Below are 16,091 nucleotides of genomic sequence, written 5' to 3'. Positions count from 1 at the left end.
GCGTCGTCCGAGGTCAGGCCGTCCGGCGCAGGACCAGGCCGGTGTCGCAGACGACGGGTGCGCCGACGTCCGGGCCCGACGCGCCGAGCAGCATCTCCACCATCGTCCGTCCCATCCGCTCGGTGGGCTGGTGGACGGTGGTGAGCATCGGCAGCGTCGGGCGGCGAAGGGCCGTGTCCTCGAACCCGACGACCGCGACGTCGTCCGGGACGCGGCGTCCCTGCCGCTCCAGCTCGCGCAGCGCGCCGGCCGCCATCACGTCGGACGCGGCGAACACCGCGTCGAGGTCCGGCCGCCGCGCCAGCAGGCGCCGCATCGCGAGCATCCCGCCCGCCTCGGTGAAGTCGCCGAAGGCGACCGCCCCGGGACGCCCGCCCAGCGCCCGCCGGTAACCGGCGAGCCGGTCGGCGCCCGCGGACCGCTCCGGCGGCCCGGCGATCGTGGCGATCCGGCGGCGCCCGCGCCCGATCAGGTACTCGACGGCGCGCCTGCTCCCGCCCCGGTTGTCCGCGTCGACATAGCCCGCGTCGACATAGCCCGCCTCGACACGGCCCGCGCCGCCGGGCGTCCGCGCCGCCGGGACGTCCCGCCGACACGGTGGGCACCCCCGCGCGGCCGAGCAGCCCCGCGAGGGGTTCGCGGGGCAGCGCGGACAGCAGCAGGGACGCGCCCCGCTCCGGGGCTCGCGCAGCCGCCGGGCCAGTGCCGCGCGCTCGCCGCGCGACCGCGCGTAGTGCAGCGCCACCGCCGCCCCGGCCGTGTCGGCGGCCGCGGTGATCCCGTCCAAGAGCTGGCCGAGGTAGGGCTGCTCGAACCGGCGGCCCGGCTCCTCCGCCAGCACCAGCGCCAGGGTGCCCGGACGTCCGCCGGCCAGCGCGCGGGCGGCGGCGTCGGGCACGTAACCGAGGTCGCGGACCGCCCGCCGGACGCCGCGCGCGTCCGCTCGCTCACCCGCGCCGAACCGTTGACCACCCGGGAGGCGGTACCGCGCCCCACCCCGGCGCGGGCGGCGACGTCTTCGAGCGTCGGACGGCGATCGGCCATGCCCCCTGTTCTACAGGGCGCCCCGCCGTCGCGCCATCGTCAGAAGCGGCGCAGCAGGGCCTGCTTCGCGGTGGCGAACTCCTCCTCGGTGAGGATGCCCTCCTTGTGGAGGTCGCCGAGTTCGCGCAGGCGGCGCAGCAGGACGTCGTGGTCGTCCCCGGAAGCCTGCGGCTCGGGCTCCGCGGCGGCCGCGGCCTCCGGCAGGGCCGGGACGTCCGCGGGCGGGGGCGCGCTCGGATGCGGGAGCCGCGCCACGACGGCGGCGGCCACGGCGATCGCGGCGGCGCCCTCCTTCTTCGTGCCCCACAGCGTCAGGCAGTACGGGTCGTGCTTGGGCTTGGGCGGGACGGGCCCGTCCTTGATGTGGAACCGCAGATGCCCCTCGTCGAGGCCGACCGACGGATGCAGTTCGACCTTCGCGATCTCCGCCAGCGTGAACTGCTTGGGACCCGCCTTCTGCTTGGCGTGCTCCGCCATCCAACTCCAGTCGAGCCGGACGGTCTCCCCGTCGAAGGTGACCGACCCCTCGCCGCCGGACGCCCGCAGCGGCACCCCCGGACCGGCGAGCAGCCAGCGGTCCACCGGCCCCGTCCCGACCTGCTCGATCTGGAGCGCGTCGCGCACCTCGTCGACGAAGTACTCGGCGAGCGACGACGCGTCCTTCGTCAGGTTCAGCCGGTACGGATCGGACGAGTCGTCGAGCGCGTTCCCCGCCGCCTGCACCAGCGGATCGGCGCCCTGCCGCAGGCGGACGCGCAGCACGCCGCTCTTCCTGCCCGGTTCGAAGGCGATCCCGGCGAGGGCCTCCAGCGGCACCTCCAGTTCGCCGAGGATGCGCCGGAGACGATGAACCCCCCGCCCGTTGCCGGGGACGATCCGCAGGAGATCGCCGTCGAACGTCCAGCGGCCTTCACTACCCGTGACCTCTGCCATGAACCCGTTTCCGCAATCGACCGACCCGGGCAACAAGGGTAAAACGCTCAGGCGTTCACCAGGGAGCGGACGTGCGCCACGACCGCGTCCAGCGGGACCTTCTCCGTCTCGCCGGTCGCGCGCGCCGTCACCTCCGCCATGCCCTCGGCGAGGGCGCGGCGCCCGATCGTCACCCGGTACGGGATGCCGGTCAGCTCGACGTCGCGGAACTTGACCCCGGCGCGCTCGGCACGATCGTCGATCACGACCTCGACACCGGCCGCGGCGAGGTTCGCGTAGACGTCCTCGGCGGCCGCGGTCACGTCGTCGGTGGTCTGCGCCGGGACGACCGCGACGTGGAACGGCGCGACCGAGAGCGGCCACACGATGCCGCGCTCGTCGTGGTGCGTCTCGACGATCGCGGCCATCGCGCGCTCGACGCCGATGCCGTAACTGCCCATGATGATCGGGACCTGCTTGCCGTCCGGGTCCAGGACCTCGGCGCCGAGCGCGCGGGCGTAGCGGTCGCCGAGCTTGAAGATGTGCCCGATCTCGATCGCCCGGACGACCCGCAGCGGCTCGCCGCAGCGGGGGCACGGCTCCCCGGCGGTGACCTCCCGCAGGTCGGCCCACGTCCCGACGGAGATGTCGCGCCCCACGTCCACGCCGCGCAGGTGCACGCCGTCGCTGTTCGCGCCGGTGAACATGTTCGTGCGGCCGCGCAGCGCCTCGTCCGCGATGACCGGCAGGCCCGCGCGACCGCGCCGAGGCTGCCGGGCAGCGCGCCGAGCGCGTCCCGGATCTCGTCCGGCTCGGCGGGCCGGATCGCCGCTGCGCCCGTCGCGTCCACGAGCTTCTGCTCGTTCAGCGGGTGGTCGCCGCGCAGCAGGACGAGCGTGAGCTCGCCGTCCAGGAGGTACACGAGCGTCTTGATCTGCCGGTCGCCGGGGGCGTCGTAGGCGAGGAGGTCCTCGATCGTCCGGACGCCCGGCGTGTCGAACCGCTCGGGGACGGCCGGGCCCGGCTCGTCCGCCGCGTCCGCCAGCCGGGACGTCGCCCGCTCGATGTTCGCCGCGTAACCGCAGGCGGGCGAGTGGACGACGAGGTCCTCGCCGACGTCGGCGGGGCACATGAACTCGGTGGACCCGGCGCCGCCCATGGTGCCGCTGGACGCGTCGCAGGGCAGCGCGGGCAGGTCGAGGCGCTCGAAGATCCGCGTGTAGGCGCCGTGGTAGGCGTCGAACGACGCGTCCAGCCCCGCCCGGTCGATGTCGAAGCTGTAGGCGTCCTTCATGGTGAACTCGCGCGTCCGCATGAGGCCGCCCTTGGGGCGCGGCTCGTCCCGGAACTTGGTCTGGAACTGGTACCACTGCTGCGGGAGCCGCTTGTAGGAGTGCAGCTCCTGCGCGATCGTCGCGAAGATCTCCTCGTGCGTCATGCCGAGCGCGAGCTCGGCGCCGCGCCGGTCGCGGAGCCGGAACATCTCCTCGCCCATCAGCTCCCAGCGGCCGGAACGCCGCCACGGCTCCGCCGGGTGCATGGCCGGGAGCAGCATCTCCTGCGCGCCGATGGCGTCCATCTCCGCGCGGATGATCGCGATCACCTTGGCGCGGACCCGCACCGCCAGCGGCAGCAGCGAGTAGTGACCGGACGCGAGCAGGCGGACGTGGCCCGCGCGCAGGAGCAGCCGGTGACTCGGCGCGTCCGCGTCGGCGGGATCCTCGCGGAGGGTGGGCACGAACATCTGGGACCAGCGCATCCAGGGAGGCTATCGAAACGCGCGCCGCACGCGCGCGGAGCCGTTGCACGGCCTCCGCTCGCAGAGCTCGCTCCGGCCGCGCCGGGAAGACCGCCCCCGGACGGGACGAGGGCGGGCAGGTCACCGAATGGGCACGACGGGGGTGCGGGGTGTCGCAGGTCAGTACCCTGAATGCCGTGAGTCGAGAAGGTGTGACGCCGCAGAGCGAGGATTTCTCCGCCTGGTACAACGAGCTGGTCGTGCAGGCCCAGCTGGTCGACCGTGGCCCGGTTCGCGGCACGATGGTGATCCGACCGTACGGGTACCGGGTGTGGGAGCTGCTCCAGGCCGACCTGGACCGGCGCATCAAGGAGGCGGGGCACGACAACGCGTGCTTCCCGATGCTCATCCCGGAGTCCTACCTCAAGCGCGAGGCCGAGCACGTCGAGGGCTTCTCGCCGGAGCTGGCGGTCGTCACCCACGCGGGCGGCAAGGACCTGGAGGAGCCGCTGGTCGTGCGGCCCACCTCCGAGACCGTCATCGGCGAGTACATGGCCAAGTGGATCGACTCGCACCGCGACCTGCCGCTGCTGCTGAACCAGTGGGCGAACGTGGTGCGGTGGGAGATGCGGCCCCGCATGTTCCTGCGGACGACCGAGTTCCTCTGGCAGGAGGGCCACACCGCGCACATCGACGAGGCCGACGCGATGCGCGAGACGATGTGGGCGCTCGACGCGTACACGGCCGTCGCGCGCGACCTCGCGGCGATGCCGGTCGTGGCGGGGGAGAAGACGCCCGGCGAGCGGTTCGCCGGGGCCGTCCGCACGTACACGATCGAGGGCATGATGCGGGACGGCCGCGCCCTGCAGGCCGGCACGTCCCACTATCTCGGGACGAACTTCGCGAAGGCGTTCGAGATCCAGTACCAGGACGAGGCGGGCAAGCTGGCGCTCGCGCACACGACGTCCTGGGGGATGAGCACCCGCATGATCGGCGGCGTGATCATGACGCACGGGGACGACAAGGGCCTCGTGCTGCCGCCGCGCCTCGCCCCCTACCAGGTCGTGATCGTCCCGATCGGGCGCAAGGAGCAGGGCGAGCAGGCCGCCGCCGAGGCGCGCCGGCTGGGCGCGGCGGTCAGGTCGATGGGCATCCGCGTGCACGTCGACGACAACCGCCCGCAGCTGTCGCCGGGGTTCAAGTTCAACGAGTGGGAGATGCGCGGCGTCCCCGTCCGGATCGAGCTGGGCAAGCGCGACCTGGAGGCCGGTGTCGCGACGGTCGTCCGGCGGCTCCCGACGGCCGAGGGGCAGGGCAAGGAGCAGATCCCGCTGGAGAAGGTGCCGGAGCTGATCCCCGGGATCCTCGCCGAGTTCCAGTCGTTCCTGCTGGCCCGCGCCGAGGCGTTCCGCGAGGAGCGCACCGCGGCCGTCGACACCTGGGACGCCTTCACCGGCCAGGTCGCGGGCGGCTGGGCGCGCGCCCTGCACTGCGGCCGCACCGGGTGCGAGGACGAGATCAAGGCCGACACCGCCGCGACGCCGCGCGTCATCCCGTCCGACGCTCCGGAGGAGACGGGCGCGTGCGTGAAGTGCGGGGAGCCGTCCGCGTACGGCAAGCGAGTGATCTTCGGCAAGTCTTACTGACGGACGGACGGACGGATCGGACGGGACGGCGGCGGTCAGCCGTCGCCGTCGCCGTCGCCGTTCGTGCGGGTGACCTTCATCCGGTCCCGGAACGGCTGGACGAACCACAGCCAGGCGCACAGCGCCACCACGACGGCGGCGGTGACGACCGCCCACCGGTCGGCGGTGAGCGTCTGGACGATCAGCGTGGTGGCGGCCGAGATCGACACCGCCAGCGCGATGCCGCCGCCGATGCCGAGGCGGTTGGCGCGGCGGATCAGCACCGCCTTCTTGTTCAGCCGGAACAGGATGCGGTGCTGGAACACCGGGGTGCTGAAGCAGATCGACGCGGCCGCCGCGCCGAACAGGGCGATGTAGAACAGGATCTCGCCGGTGTCGTCGACCTTGTCGAACCGCGCCGCGAACGGGACCGTCAGCAGGAACGCGAACAGCACCTGCACGCCGGTCACCGCGACGCGGAACCCCTGCAGCAGCTCGATGAGCTGCCGGTCGAGCCGTTCGTGCTCGGTCTCGTTGCGGGGCTTGTGAACCGGATCGACGCTCATGAACGTCCTGTTACCCGGCATAAGGGGGAACAGTCGGGTTTGGATTGGTTTGTCGTGACTTCTGGCTGCCGGTCCGTCGGGAGCCGCACGGTGTCCGCGGCGGGCCCGACCCCCGTCCGGCCCCGGCCCGCCGCCACCTGCTCACTCCACGCTCGTGAGGTCTTCGAGCGCGGGGCGGGCGGCCACCCGGCGGATCAGCCGTATTCGGTCCCGGAATGGTTGCAGGAACCACAGCCAGCCGCACAGCGCCACGATCCCGATGGCGGTGAGGATCGACGCCCATGCAGTTGTCAGCGTTTCCATGATCAAAGTCGTGGCGGCCGAGATCGATACCGCGAGTGCCAGGCCGCCCCAGATTCCTAGTCGGTTCGCACGCCGGACCAGTGCCTCTTTCTGGTCCATCCGAAACAGGATTCTGTGCTGGAACACCGGTGCACTGAAACAGATCGACGCGAGTGCCGCGCCGAACAGGGTGACGAAGAAAAGTATCCTGCCGGTCTCGTCGATCCTGTCCCAACCTGCCGCGTACGGGACGGTCAGCAGGAACGCGAACAGCACCTGGACGCCGGTGATCGCGACCCGGAAGCCCTGCAGCATTTCGATGAGCTGCCGGTCGAGTCTTTCATGATCGGTTTCATTACGTGGCTTGAGTGACGGGTCCACGCTCATGTTGTTTGAGTACCCGGGCGGTGTGCTGACCAGTCAGTTAGGTCGGTCAAATCTCTCGACCGCACCAGTTCCTTTTGGTGGATTCGGCCAATTTCTCGGATTGGTCGCGTGGTCCGGTACGCAAGCCGATTCAATCCAGCGACGGCGGCTCCACGCGCAGCGCCAGCATCGACACGTCGTCGCGCAGATCGCCGTCGCAGAACTCCACCAGCGCCTGCTCCACCGCCGCCAGCATGCCGTCCGGCGTGTCCTTGGCGTGCGCGGCGAGCGTCTCCAGCAGCCGCTCCTGCCCGAACTCCTGCCGCTGCAGGTCGCACGCCTCCAGGACGCCGTCGGAGTGCAGGACGAGCGTGTCCCCGACGGCCAGCTCGACGCCGTCCAGTCCCGCCTCGAAGTCCTCGAACAGCCCGAGCGGCACCCCGCCGCGCGACGCCGACCGGATCACCCCGTCCGCCCGCACCACGACCGCCGGGGGATGCCCCGCGACGCCCAGCGAGACCAGCACCCGCTCGGTCTCCATCGTCAGCCCCGCCATCACGGCGGTGACGAACCGGTCCTCGTCCAGCAGCGCCTCGTTGACCATGCCGAGGACGTCCCCGGGCGTGGACTTCCAGCGGGCCGCGAGCCGGGCGCAGTGCCGCGCGGTGGCCGTGACGGCCGCCGCGTCCTCGCCCTTGCCGCACACGTCGCCGAGGATCAGCCCCCAGCCGTCCTCGGTGCGGAACACGTCGTAGAAGTCGCCGCCCACCTCGGCGGAGCCGTGCGTCGCCGTCATGTAGCGGGCGGCGACGGAGGCGCCGGGATCGCCGGGAGCGACTTCGGCAGCAGCCCGGCCTGCAGCGTGTCGGCGACCTCGGCGCGCCGCCGGTACAGCCGGGACGCCCGGATGACCAGCGCCAGGTACCGGCCGAGGCGCTGCACGACACCGAGGTCCATGAGGTCGAACGGGCCGTAGTCGCCGCTGGCCGCCAGCGTGATCGTGCCCAGGCAGCGCTCGCCGTCCTCGATCGGGACGCACAGCACCGACGTCGCGCCGATCTTGGCGCAGACGGGCTGGCCGTCCGGGCAGACGCCGAGCAGTTCGAGATCCTCCACGTGCGGGCGCACCGTGCTCTGCCGGGTGATGAACACGGTGTGCGGGAGGGTGCCCTGCACGGGCTCCAGCTCCTCCAGCATCCGCGCCGCCTCGACGGACCGCTCGTCCTCCGGTCCCATCGCGACCTGGCGGCGCAGCAGCGGCACCGCGTCCGCGGCGGTCGCGCCGCCCGACCCGCCGGTCACCGGCCCGCCGGGCCCGATGAGGTCGACCAGCGCCCAGTCGGCCAGCTCGGCCGCCAGCAGCCGGGCGCACCGCCGCACGGCGACCGTCTCGTTGAACACCGGCTCGTCCAGCAGCAGCTCGCAGGCGGTGGCGAGGACGTCCATGCGGTGCACCATCGTGGCGACCGTCTCGTCGTCCCCAGCCGGGAGGGCCGACCCCTGCGCAGCCGCGCGCGGCGACGCCCCGCCCGCTTCGGCGGAGACCCCCTCCGCCTCGGTCGGTCCGGCTTCGGACCGGACGGGCTCGTCGGTTTCGGCTCGCCGGACTCCCGGACGATCGAGCTGCGTCTGCCGCGGGACGGCCGCGGGCGGGACGGCGCGTGCCGCACCCGCCGCGCCCGCCGCGCCCGGTGTGCCCGGTTCGTTCGGCCGTGGACCGCCGTCCTTGGCCGGCTGCTTCCCGCCGGCCTGCCCGGACGGTCGCGGACGCGTCGCCTCGCCGCCCTGCGGGGGGCTCGCGGCACCGGCGGCGACCACGACCATCGGGTCCGGCTCGCCGCGGATCCACACCCGCGCCAGCGTCACCACCGCGTCGATGCCGCGTTCCCGGCCGAGGAAACGGACCTGGACGCGTCGGCGGCGGCCCGTCCGGACGGCCGCGGCGAGCTGCGACCGCACCGCCGCCCGCGTCGCCAGATCGCAGAACGACGCGAACTGCTTGCCGGACACGTACCCGGCCGACACCCCGAGGAGCGTCGCGGCCTGCCGGTTCACCCGGCGCACGCTGCTGGTGCGGTCGAGGAGGAACAGCGGCACCGGCGCGTCCTGGAACACCGTGCGCAGGACCCGCCGCTCGTTCTCGGCGGCCGTCGATCCGCCCTGCTCGGGGCCCTGCTCGGAGCCCATGGCGCGCAGCGCCGACAGTGCGAGTTCGAGTTCGACCAGCGCCGCGTCCAGCGTGGCGCGCAGATCGGGTTCGGGCAGCCCGGCGGCCTGCCGCAGCTCCCCGATGCGCCCCTCGAGCTCGGTGATCTCGCGCAGCATCGCCTCGGGCTCAAGCTGATCGAACTGATCGTGCATCCGATCTCCCTTTCGTCCGTTCGCCACGGCGAAACCAGATCGGCCACCGCCCCGACCGGGCCGGGGGCCGCGCCCTTCACGATCGCTTCACCGGTGCCCGTTCGGCTAGGTGATCCCCTGGTCACCGACAATACGCTGGGCCAGCGCCGTGAGCTTCACGTGCCTGGTCTGCGAGATGCGGCGCAGCTCCTGGAACGCCTCGTCGGCGTCGCAGCCGAGCGCGTGCATCAGGATGCCCTTCGCCTGGTCCACGACCGCGCGGGCCTCGACCGCCTCCTGGAGCTGGACGGCCGTGCGGTGAACGTCGTCGTACTGCTGGGTGTTCGACATCGTCGCGCTGCCCTGCGCCATCAGCAGCGCGGCGAGCGCGTGCCGTTCGGCGCCGAGCGACTTGGGCGTCACCCCGTAGAGGGTCAGCGTGACCATGATGTTCGCGTTCAGGTGCGGTGACGTGGTGAAGCAGCGGACGCCGCGCCGCAGCATGTCCGGCACGCGTCCGGCCAGCGGGTCTCGACCAGGATGTCGTCGGAGCCGAGCGGGCGCCGCTCGCGCACGACGTCGAACAGGGGGCCGTGGCCGCGCGCCAGCTGGCGGTCGGTGATCTCGGCGATGTCGGGGTGGCTGGCGGCGGTCGCCAGCGGTTCGGGGCGCGATTCCTCGGGGGAGGACGGGGCGGACGGGGCGGCGCCGTTCGTCCGGGGGAGCGCCCAGCGGACGCCCGACGGCGGGCGCACGGGGGGGGACGGCCCGGGCGGCCAGCTCGGCCACGCGGTGCAGCGTGCCCACGTCGGAGGACTCCCCGACCAGGCCCAGCCGCGCGATCTCCAGCGCGAGCTGGTCGGTCAGGACCGTGTCGGTCGGCGTCACACCCACGACGGTATCTCGCCGTTCGCCGTGCGCCGACCCTTGCCCCGGGGTCAGCTGTTGGGCGCCGCCTTGCTGATCTCGTGCAGGGGGCGGGCGACGCCCGGACCGGAACCGTCGGCGACGGCCAGATCGCCCAGGGACACGATGCCCACGGGGCGCTGCAGGGCGTCCACGACGGGCAGCCGCCGGACGGCGTGCTCGCACATCAGCCGGACGGCCGCCTCGGTGTCGTCCTCGGGGCGGACGGTCGTCAGCTCGGCGGTGCAGACGTCGCCGAGCGGCGTCAGGGAGGTGTCGCGACGCTCCGCGACGGCCCGGATCACGATGTCGCGATCGGTGACGACGCCGCACAATCGCCCCGCGTAGGTGACGAGGACGTCGCCGATGCCCTCGTCGCGCATGACGCGGGCCGCCTCGTCCAGCGTCGAGTCCAGCGGCAGCGCCTGCGGGGCCGCGGTCATCACGTCGCTTATTGTTCGTGACATCGCGCGAAGGTCCTCCTGTTTCTCCGGCGCTTGCATGGCCGTGTGCGCGCTTTACCCGCGCGCGGGCCGCTCATGCGACCGTGGCGTGATCCGGACCCGGGCCGCCGCCGGGGGCGCGAGCGGAACCGGCCGCCCGGTCAGAACGCGAAGACCATGCCGGTCCGCGAGCGCATGACGCAGTCGTTGGGGTAGGTCTTACGGAACCGGACGGGCCGCTCGCGCCACGTGCCCTCCGCCCGGACGGTCACGGGGGAGTGGATCGCCGTGCACATCCGCCCGTCCGGCTCGTGGGCGATCGCGCCGCCCGACTCCGCCAGGTCGGCGCACGCCCGCATCGCCTCCGGATGCCGTCCGCCGGGCGGATCGCAGTGCAGCGTCGCCGTCCGCGGCCCGGTGGTCTCCCGGCCGGGATGCTTGAGCGTCAGGCGCAGGGACGTGCCGGAATCGGACTGGGCGACGGGCAGCAGGGCCAGGGCGGCGCCCACGAGGACGCTGCCGAGCGTGTGCGGCATCGATGCTCCCGAGGGTCGGGGGTCGAGCGACCGAGCGAAATGGGGGGACGTCGCTCATTGTACTCGGCCGACTACCGAATGCGCATGGAATTGGTCCAACGAATCCGGTCGCCCGGAAGCCGGGAAGGGGACGACCCCGCGGCCACGGGGCGGCCGCGGGGTCGGATTCGGGAGGAATCGGGGGGAGTCGGAGGAGCCGAGGGAACCGGAAGAGGCGGGGGAGCCGGGGGTCAGGCGGCCAGCGTGTGGTCGTCGGCGGGCTCGTCCGGGCGGGCGTGCCCGGCGCGCGGGTGGTCGGCGAGGGACTCGCGGAGCTGCTTGCGGCCCCGGTGCAGGCGGGACATCACCGTGCCGATCGGGGTGCCCATCATCTGGGCGATCTCCTTGTACGGGTAGCCCTCGACGTCGGCGAGGTACACCGCGTCGCGGAACTCGCGGGGCAGCGCGCGCAGGGCGTCGACGATCCGCGCGTCCGGGATGCGGTCGAGCGCCTCGTGCTCGGCGGACCGGAACCCCTCGGCGTGCGCCTCGCCTTGGGCGATCTGCCACTCCTCCAGCTCCTCCGAGCCGGCGCGCTGGGGCTCGCGCTGCTTCTTGCGGTAGGTGTTGATGAAGTTGTTGGTCAGGATGCGGTGCAGCCAAGCCTTGAGGTTCGTGCCCTCCTTGAACTGGTGGAAGTTCACGTAGGCCTTGGCGAGGGTCTCCTGGACGAGGTCCTCCGCGTCCGCGGCTGTTGCGGGTCATCCTGACGGCCTGGGCGTACAGCGGGTCGGCCAGGGGAAGGACGTCGCGCTCGTAACGCTCGGTGCTCCGCGGGTCGCGTGCGGTGGGGCGGCGGTCGGTGGTGAAGGTAGCAGCGGTCATCATCGCTCCCGTGGTCGTTGCCTGCGGACGAGGTCCGCAGTCGCGCGTTCGGCGGGCGTGCGCGTGTGTCGGGCGGACGGACCGCCCCCCGTTCGTTCGGTTCGTGCCACCGGTTTCCGACGGGTCTCGGCCGGATTCATGACGCGCTCGTCGTCAATGGGCCATGGTCGGGCGCCGTTTTCCCCCGTCGGCTCTGCCGGGGTGCGGCGTGTCGGGTTGCTCGGCCGCGCTTGGAAGGTGGGCCGAGGAAGACGCGCGAGTCGGGCGATGCCAGGCGACCCCGTGCTCCGGGACGTCGCGGGTCGTGTCCGGACCGGCGCTCTTGCTCTCCGGTGGTGTTCCCGTTACGTAAGACGCAGAGTAAGGCCCAAAAGGTTGCGTGGCGTCCGTCACAAGAAGTGAGACGCCCCCAGAAGCCCGTGGCTCCTGGGGGCGTACTTTACCCGTCGATCAGGTGAACTGTGCCGGTTCGCCCGGCCGGGTCAGGGGAGCAGGAGGTTGAGCGCTCCCTCCATCAGGGACTCCTGCCGGGCCTTGGACTCGACCTGTTCGAGGCCGAACCCGAGCAGGACGGTGTCCTTCGTCGCGACCGCCGACACCGAGTCGATGACCGCCTCCGACCGGACGAACTCGGCGCCGTTCCCCGGGCTGCCCGCGGGCGCGCCCTGGATCGTCCACGGCCCGAGCCCGGACTCGAAGTCCGCGGCGTCGAGCCGTCCGCCGGACGTCGTGACCTCCGTGTCGTCGACGAACAGCCCCGCTTCGCCGGTGGCGGGGTCGCTCACGTACGCGATCGACACCTCGACCTTCTTGCCCGCGTAGGCGGACAGGTCGAACGACGTCGGCACCCAGCCGCCCGAATCGCCGGTGAACGCGTGCCACGCACCGGTCGTCCCGGTGTCGCCGCACGGGTTGCCGCCGGTGAGGTAGTGCTCCAGGAACGGGTGCATGTCGAGCAGGTACGCCTGCTCGCACTGGGTCGGAACCGCGTCGTCGGTCCGTCCGTTCTCGTCGGGGAGCGTGGTCCAGTCGTCCGCGCCGGCGGTGTGCGCCTCGACGATCACGTTGTCGAAGCCGCCCTCGGTGCTGTACGACAGCTGCGCCTGCAGCTTCGGCGCCTGCGCGGCCGTGACCGAGGTCAGGTCGATCGTCCGGGTGAGCCGCCGGTAGGTGGCGTCCTGGTGCGTCCCGGCGACGTACCACCGGCCCTGGATCGGTTCGGTGCCCGCCGCGGCGCCCGTGTAGTCGCCCGCCTTCCAGCTGCGGAACTGCGGGAAGTCGGCCTCGGGCAGGACGGTCGAGGTGACCTGGAAGCCACCCGCCTCGTTCAGCTCGTTGGACGACGTCCCCGCCAGCTCGGCCTCGATCCCGTAGAACGGCCGCGTGCTCCCCGCGAAACCGCTGGGGGAGCCGATGTGCTGCCGGTCGAAGCGCCGAGGTAGTACTGGAAGAAGTCGTCCGACAGCAGCTCGCAGTCGTCCCGGAAGCTGGTGGTGATGACGCAGGGCTCGTCCGGGGCCCCCTTCAGGCCGTAGTACAGGCCGCCGCCGTTGTAGCGGCTGGCCTCGCCCGCGTACCCGGTCGTCTCGCCGACGTGCAGCAGCTTCCCGCGCTCGTTCAGGTACGAGCGGACGTTCAGCAGCAGGTCCTTGGCGCGGTCGGCGACCTGCGAGTCCGACATCGGGCCGATGGCGGTCTGCACCGGTTCGTCGGCCTCGTCCTGGGTCAGGCGGTTGTCGCCCAGGTACCAGACCACGGCCCGGAAGTGCTTGAGGACGCCCAGGTGGTGCGGCGCGCCGTCCTTGTCGACGTCCCACACGAGCGGCGTGTGCCCGGCCTCGCGGACCAGGTCGGCGTACTGCCCCGCGTACTTGGGCTCGTCCGTTCCGGACGGGTAGGTCGGATTGACGCCGGTGTAGTCCTCGTCCGCGATGACCAGGACGTCGGCCTTCTTCTGATCGCGGACCTCGTACGTGAAGTGCTCGCTCTCGACGCGCTCGCCCTTCTCGTTCGTCCCGGCGAACCAGACCTCGACCTCGTCGCCGGGCTCCTGCCCGGTGACCTGGCCGCGGAACTCGCCGTAGTAGTGATCGTTCTCGTCGCCGTAGCGGTCGCCGCCGCGCCACTCGCGCGCGCCGTCCGTCCGGACCGGGCCGCCGTTGATCCGGTAGCGCAGGTCGCGGTTCGCCAGCGAGCGGCGGACGTACGCCGAGACCTCCTGCGCGGACCCGTAGGACACCTCGAACGGGTCGACCTCGAAGTCCGGGGTGGTGCGCTCGACCGGGGAGACCGGGTGGTCGGGGTCGTGCGCCGACTTCGCGGTCGAGATCGCCAGCGGCAGGTTGTTGCGGAACTCCTTCTCGATCAGCGCCTCGTCGTCGGGGAACTCGAAGCCGCTGCCGCAGTCGCCCGGCGCCCACTCGTCGTCCGGGTCGTACTCGGCCGCCGTCGCGCACGTCGCCATCTCCGGGGTGATCGACAGCGCCCCGTGCACGTTGTCGGCGTAGCCGTCGGTCTCGCCGTTGGTGGTGTACAGCTGCGCGCTGAGCTGCGGGACGTAGCCGGGGACGGCCGGGTCCTCGACGTCGCCGAGCAGCGCCTCGTGGATCAGGTCGTCGGGGCTGCGGGTGAGCGCCTGCCAGCCGACGCCGTACAGCAGCAGCTCCGCCGCCGAGTGGTAGTTGATCAGGTACTTGGGCTTCAGCCGCTCGAAGAGCTTCATCTGCGCCTGCGTCTCCGGCTCCGAGCCGGCCGACGGACCGCGGTAGGTGGGGTTCGTCCGCTGCGGGGACGACCCCTCAATTGTCGTAGCCCCACTTGTACGGGAAGTTCCGGTTCAGGTCGACGCCGTCCTGCCCGCCGATCTGCCCGTCGCCGTCGTTGTCGCGGACGTTCTTGCGCCAGAGCCGGAACCCGTCCTCGAACGTCAGGTCGTAGCCGTCCACGTTGGTGACCGGGACGAACCACAGGTCCGTGCTGTCGACGATCTTCGTGATCTCGGGGTCGGTGCCGTAGCCGTCCACGTAGTGGTGCAGGAGCCGCCGCACCATCTCCGTGGTGATCCACTCGCGCGCGTGCTGCGTCGCCTGGTACAGGATGACCGGACGCTGCCCGTCCTGGAGATTCGCGACGTCCTTGCTCACCCGGACGGCCGTGATCGGCTTGCCCTGGTGGGACTTGCCGATGTCGACGGCCTTCGCGATCGACGGATTCTCGGAGGCGACACGCAGCAGTTCCTCGTGGATGTTCCCGGCGCCGCTGTAGGGGCGGAACACGTTGTCGGGGGCCGCCTTGGCGCGCGCGCGGGCGTCCTTGCCGTCCACCTTCTTGACCTTCAGGCCGAGCCCCTGCCGGTTCAGCTCGGCGGCCATGGCGTCGTTCAGCACGGCCTCGACGCGGACGCGGTCCTCGCCCTCACCGGCCTCGCTGATCTGGACGTCCTCGCGGGCGAGCCCGGCCCGGTCGAGGATCTTCATCTGCGCCGCCGACAGCTCGGCGGTGTAGACGTCCACGGTGCCGCCGGACGCCCGCGGTGCGGGAGCGGCGGTCGCGGGGGCCGCCGTGAGCACTCCGATGAGGAGCGCCCCGGCGGCCAGGATGGGTGTGAGTCGTCTGTGCCGGAACAGCGTGCGCGTCATCGCGCCCTCCCTGGCATTGATCACAACGGGGGTCGGGTGATCGTCATCCGGGGTGAGAGGGGTGTCAACGCACCATTGGTGCCATTTGCCGCTTCTGGTCATTTTGGTGGGCCGGTGCACCGGACGTCCGGTCGGTGCGTCCGGCGCGCGGGTATATCGCGGCCGGTTTCCGCATAGCGCGGGCGTCACGCCCTAACGGGATGTAGCTTCTCCCTTACCAAGGGTCGCCAGTGTTCATCGAAGGCGCCTGCCGGCCAGGTGCAGCGCGCCGTTCGCCCAGGGGGTCCGCATGACCGTCCCGCAGAGCCGTCCGCCGGACACCGCCGACGGCGCGCCGCCCGCCCGCGCCGAGGCGTACACGCCCCGCTTCCTGCACCAGCAACTGCTCGGCGTCGCCCGCATCGCCGCCTTCGCCCTCGACCGCGACGGCCGCGTCCTGCACTGGAACGCCGCCGCCACCGGCCTGTTCGGCGTCCCCCCGGACGACGCCGTCGGCCGCGACCCCGCCGAACTGCTCCGGCTGCCGGGCGAACACCGCGCCGCCTTCCGGCCCGGCGCGTTCGGGCACGTCTGTGCGGCGCCTGCACGGTGCCCCGCGCGGACCACGGCGAACTCGTCGAGACGGCCTGGTGGGTCTACCCGATCGAGGACGCGCCCGGCATCGGCGTCCTCGCCCTCGCCGCCGACCTGCGGCACCTCCGCGAGCAGGGCCCCGGCCTGTCCATGGGCTCGGGCTCGTCGCCGGGCCCGACGGCGCCGCCCGCCGCGACTCCGGCGCCCGACTGCTGCGCGTCGAACCCGCCCTCGCCGACGGCGCCGCCGGCTCCGTCG

Annotated in this window: 16 protein-coding genes and 5 pseudogenes; 3 read left to right on the top strand and 18 right to left on the bottom strand. The window is 72.4% G+C overall.

Translation table 11 applies throughout. From position 1 onward, the window contains the following. Positions 1 to 13 precede the first annotated feature (13 nt). From BJF79_RS01575 to proS (BJF79_RS58020), 6 genes and pseudogenes are all read right to left on the bottom strand, one after another. Complete coding sequence (locus BJF79_RS01575; RefSeq protein WP_262401381.1) at positions 14 to 898, bottom strand: substrate-binding domain-containing protein; 885 nt, start codon at positions 896 to 898, stop codon at positions 14 to 16. Positions 899 to 975: 77 nt separating this feature from the next. After that, positions 976 to 1,044: pseudogene (locus BJF79_RS58035) on the bottom strand (hypothetical protein); the annotation flags it as partial. A 39-nt stretch (positions 1,045 to 1,083) separates the two neighbouring features. Continuing rightward, positions 1,084 to 1,977, bottom strand: a complete 894-nt coding sequence (locus tag BJF79_RS01565; RefSeq protein WP_075894664.1) for a DUF4429 domain-containing protein — start codon at positions 1,975 to 1,977, stop codon at positions 1,084 to 1,086. 47 nt (positions 1,978 to 2,024) lie between these two features. Beyond that, the gene (locus BJF79_RS58030) at positions 2,025 to 2,342 is read right to left on the bottom strand and encodes a His/Gly/Thr/Pro-type tRNA ligase C-terminal domain-containing protein (protein WP_262401391.1); all 318 of its coding nucleotides are present in this window, start codon (positions 2,340 to 2,342) and stop codon (positions 2,025 to 2,027) included. A gap of 78 nt (positions 2,343 to 2,420) precedes the next feature. Further along, positions 2,421 to 2,663 (bottom strand): annotated as a pseudogene (locus tag BJF79_RS58025) (proline--tRNA ligase); the annotation flags it as partial. Between the two features lie 101 nt (positions 2,664 to 2,764). Then, positions 2,765 to 3,700 (bottom strand): annotated as a pseudogene (proS, locus tag BJF79_RS58020) (proline--tRNA ligase); the annotation flags it as partial. Between the two features lie 206 nt (positions 3,701 to 3,906). On the opposite strand from proS (BJF79_RS58020), the gene proS (BJF79_RS01555) reads away from it, so the two are divergent. After that, a complete protein-coding gene (proS, locus tag BJF79_RS01555; protein WP_075894663.1) occupies positions 3,907 to 5,340 on the top strand; it encodes a proline--tRNA ligase in 1,434 nt (477 codons plus the stop codon). Positions 5,341 to 5,375: 35 nt separating this feature from the next. Here the strand turns inward: proS (BJF79_RS01555) and BJF79_RS01550 are convergent, their stop codons facing one another. The 12 genes and pseudogenes from BJF79_RS01550 to BJF79_RS50360 all read right to left on the bottom strand — a co-directional run bounded on the left by BJF79_RS01550 (position 5,376) and on the right by BJF79_RS50360 (position 15,260). Further along, positions 5,376 to 5,885, bottom strand: a complete 510-nt coding sequence (locus BJF79_RS01550) for a DUF6328 family protein (RefSeq protein WP_083733087.1) — start codon at positions 5,883 to 5,885, stop codon at positions 5,376 to 5,378. Between the two features lie 141 nt (positions 5,886 to 6,026). Continuing rightward, positions 6,027 to 6,554, bottom strand: a complete 528-nt coding sequence (locus tag BJF79_RS01545) for a DUF6328 family protein (RefSeq protein WP_075894661.1) — start codon at positions 6,552 to 6,554, stop codon at positions 6,027 to 6,029. A 130-nt stretch (positions 6,555 to 6,684) separates the two neighbouring features. Next, positions 6,685 to 7,329 carry a PP2C family protein-serine/threonine phosphatase gene (locus BJF79_RS58015; RefSeq protein ID WP_075894660.1) on the bottom strand — a complete coding sequence of 215 codons (645 nt, stop codon included), beginning with the start codon at positions 7,327 to 7,329 and terminating at the stop codon, positions 6,685 to 6,687. Next, positions 7,326 to 8,894 (bottom strand): PAS domain-containing protein, encoded by a 1,569-nt coding sequence (locus BJF79_RS58010; RefSeq protein ID WP_075894659.1) that lies wholly within the window; start codon positions 8,892 to 8,894, stop codon positions 7,326 to 7,328. The genes BJF79_RS58015 and BJF79_RS58010 overlap by 4 nt, the downstream gene beginning before the upstream one ends. A 105-nt stretch (positions 8,895 to 8,999) precedes the next feature. Beyond that, positions 9,000 to 9,377 (bottom strand): ANTAR domain-containing response regulator, encoded by a 378-nt coding sequence (locus BJF79_RS58005; protein WP_262401379.1) that lies wholly within the window; start codon positions 9,375 to 9,377, stop codon positions 9,000 to 9,002. Next, positions 9,332 to 9,628, bottom strand: coding sequence for a hypothetical protein (locus tag BJF79_RS58000; RefSeq protein WP_262401378.1), 297 nt, complete (start codon positions 9,626 to 9,628; stop codon positions 9,332 to 9,334). The genes BJF79_RS58005 and BJF79_RS58000 overlap by 46 nt, the downstream gene beginning before the upstream one ends. Before the next feature lie 183 nt (positions 9,629 to 9,811). Next, positions 9,812 to 10,222 (bottom strand): CBS domain-containing protein, encoded by a 411-nt coding sequence (locus BJF79_RS01525; protein ID WP_262401377.1) that lies wholly within the window; start codon positions 10,220 to 10,222, stop codon positions 9,812 to 9,814. A gap of 161 nt (positions 10,223 to 10,383) precedes the next feature. Further along, the gene (locus BJF79_RS01520) at positions 10,384 to 10,758 is read right to left on the bottom strand and encodes an SSI family serine proteinase inhibitor (RefSeq protein WP_075894657.1); all 375 of its coding nucleotides are present in this window, start codon (positions 10,756 to 10,758) and stop codon (positions 10,384 to 10,386) included. A 230-nt stretch (positions 10,759 to 10,988) separates the two neighbouring features. Next, positions 10,989 to 11,622, bottom strand: a pseudogene (locus tag BJF79_RS01515) (sigma-70 family RNA polymerase sigma factor). A 482-nt stretch (positions 11,623 to 12,104) separates the two neighbouring features. After that, on the bottom strand, positions 12,105 to 12,686 hold the full coding sequence (locus BJF79_RS55030; protein WP_083733086.1) for an immune inhibitor A domain-containing protein: 582 nt from the start codon (positions 12,684 to 12,686) through the stop codon (positions 12,105 to 12,107). Positions 12,687 to 12,949: 263 nt separating this feature from the next. Further along, positions 12,950 to 14,425 carry a M14 family zinc carboxypeptidase gene (locus BJF79_RS50365; protein ID WP_083733085.1) on the bottom strand — a complete coding sequence of 492 codons (1,476 nt, stop codon included), beginning with the start codon at positions 14,423 to 14,425 and terminating at the stop codon, positions 12,950 to 12,952. After that, entirely contained in the window at positions 14,421 to 15,260 is an 840-nt protein-coding gene (locus BJF79_RS50360; RefSeq protein ID WP_158079059.1) for a M14 family zinc carboxypeptidase, read from the bottom strand. The genes BJF79_RS50365 and BJF79_RS50360 overlap by 5 nt, the downstream gene beginning before the upstream one ends. A gap of 289 nt (positions 15,261 to 15,549) precedes the next feature. Between BJF79_RS50360 and BJF79_RS66375 the strand changes: the two are divergent. Both BJF79_RS66375 and BJF79_RS57990 read left to right on the top strand, forming a co-directional pair. Then, positions 15,550 to 15,750 (top strand): annotated as a pseudogene (locus tag BJF79_RS66375) (PAS domain-containing protein); the annotation flags it as partial. Between the two features lie 98 nt (positions 15,751 to 15,848). Then, positions 15,849 to 16,091, top strand: a 243-nt coding sequence (locus BJF79_RS57990; RefSeq protein ID WP_262401375.1) for a hypothetical protein, incomplete at its 3' end; no start/stop codon positions are given.

Origin of the sequence: Actinomadura sp. CNU-125 (genome assembly GCF_001942465.1) — a bacterium.
Classification (GTDB): Bacteria; Actinomycetota; Actinomycetes; order Streptosporangiales; family Streptosporangiaceae; genus Spirillospora.
This window is presented reverse-complemented; position numbering and strand designations above follow the sequence as displayed.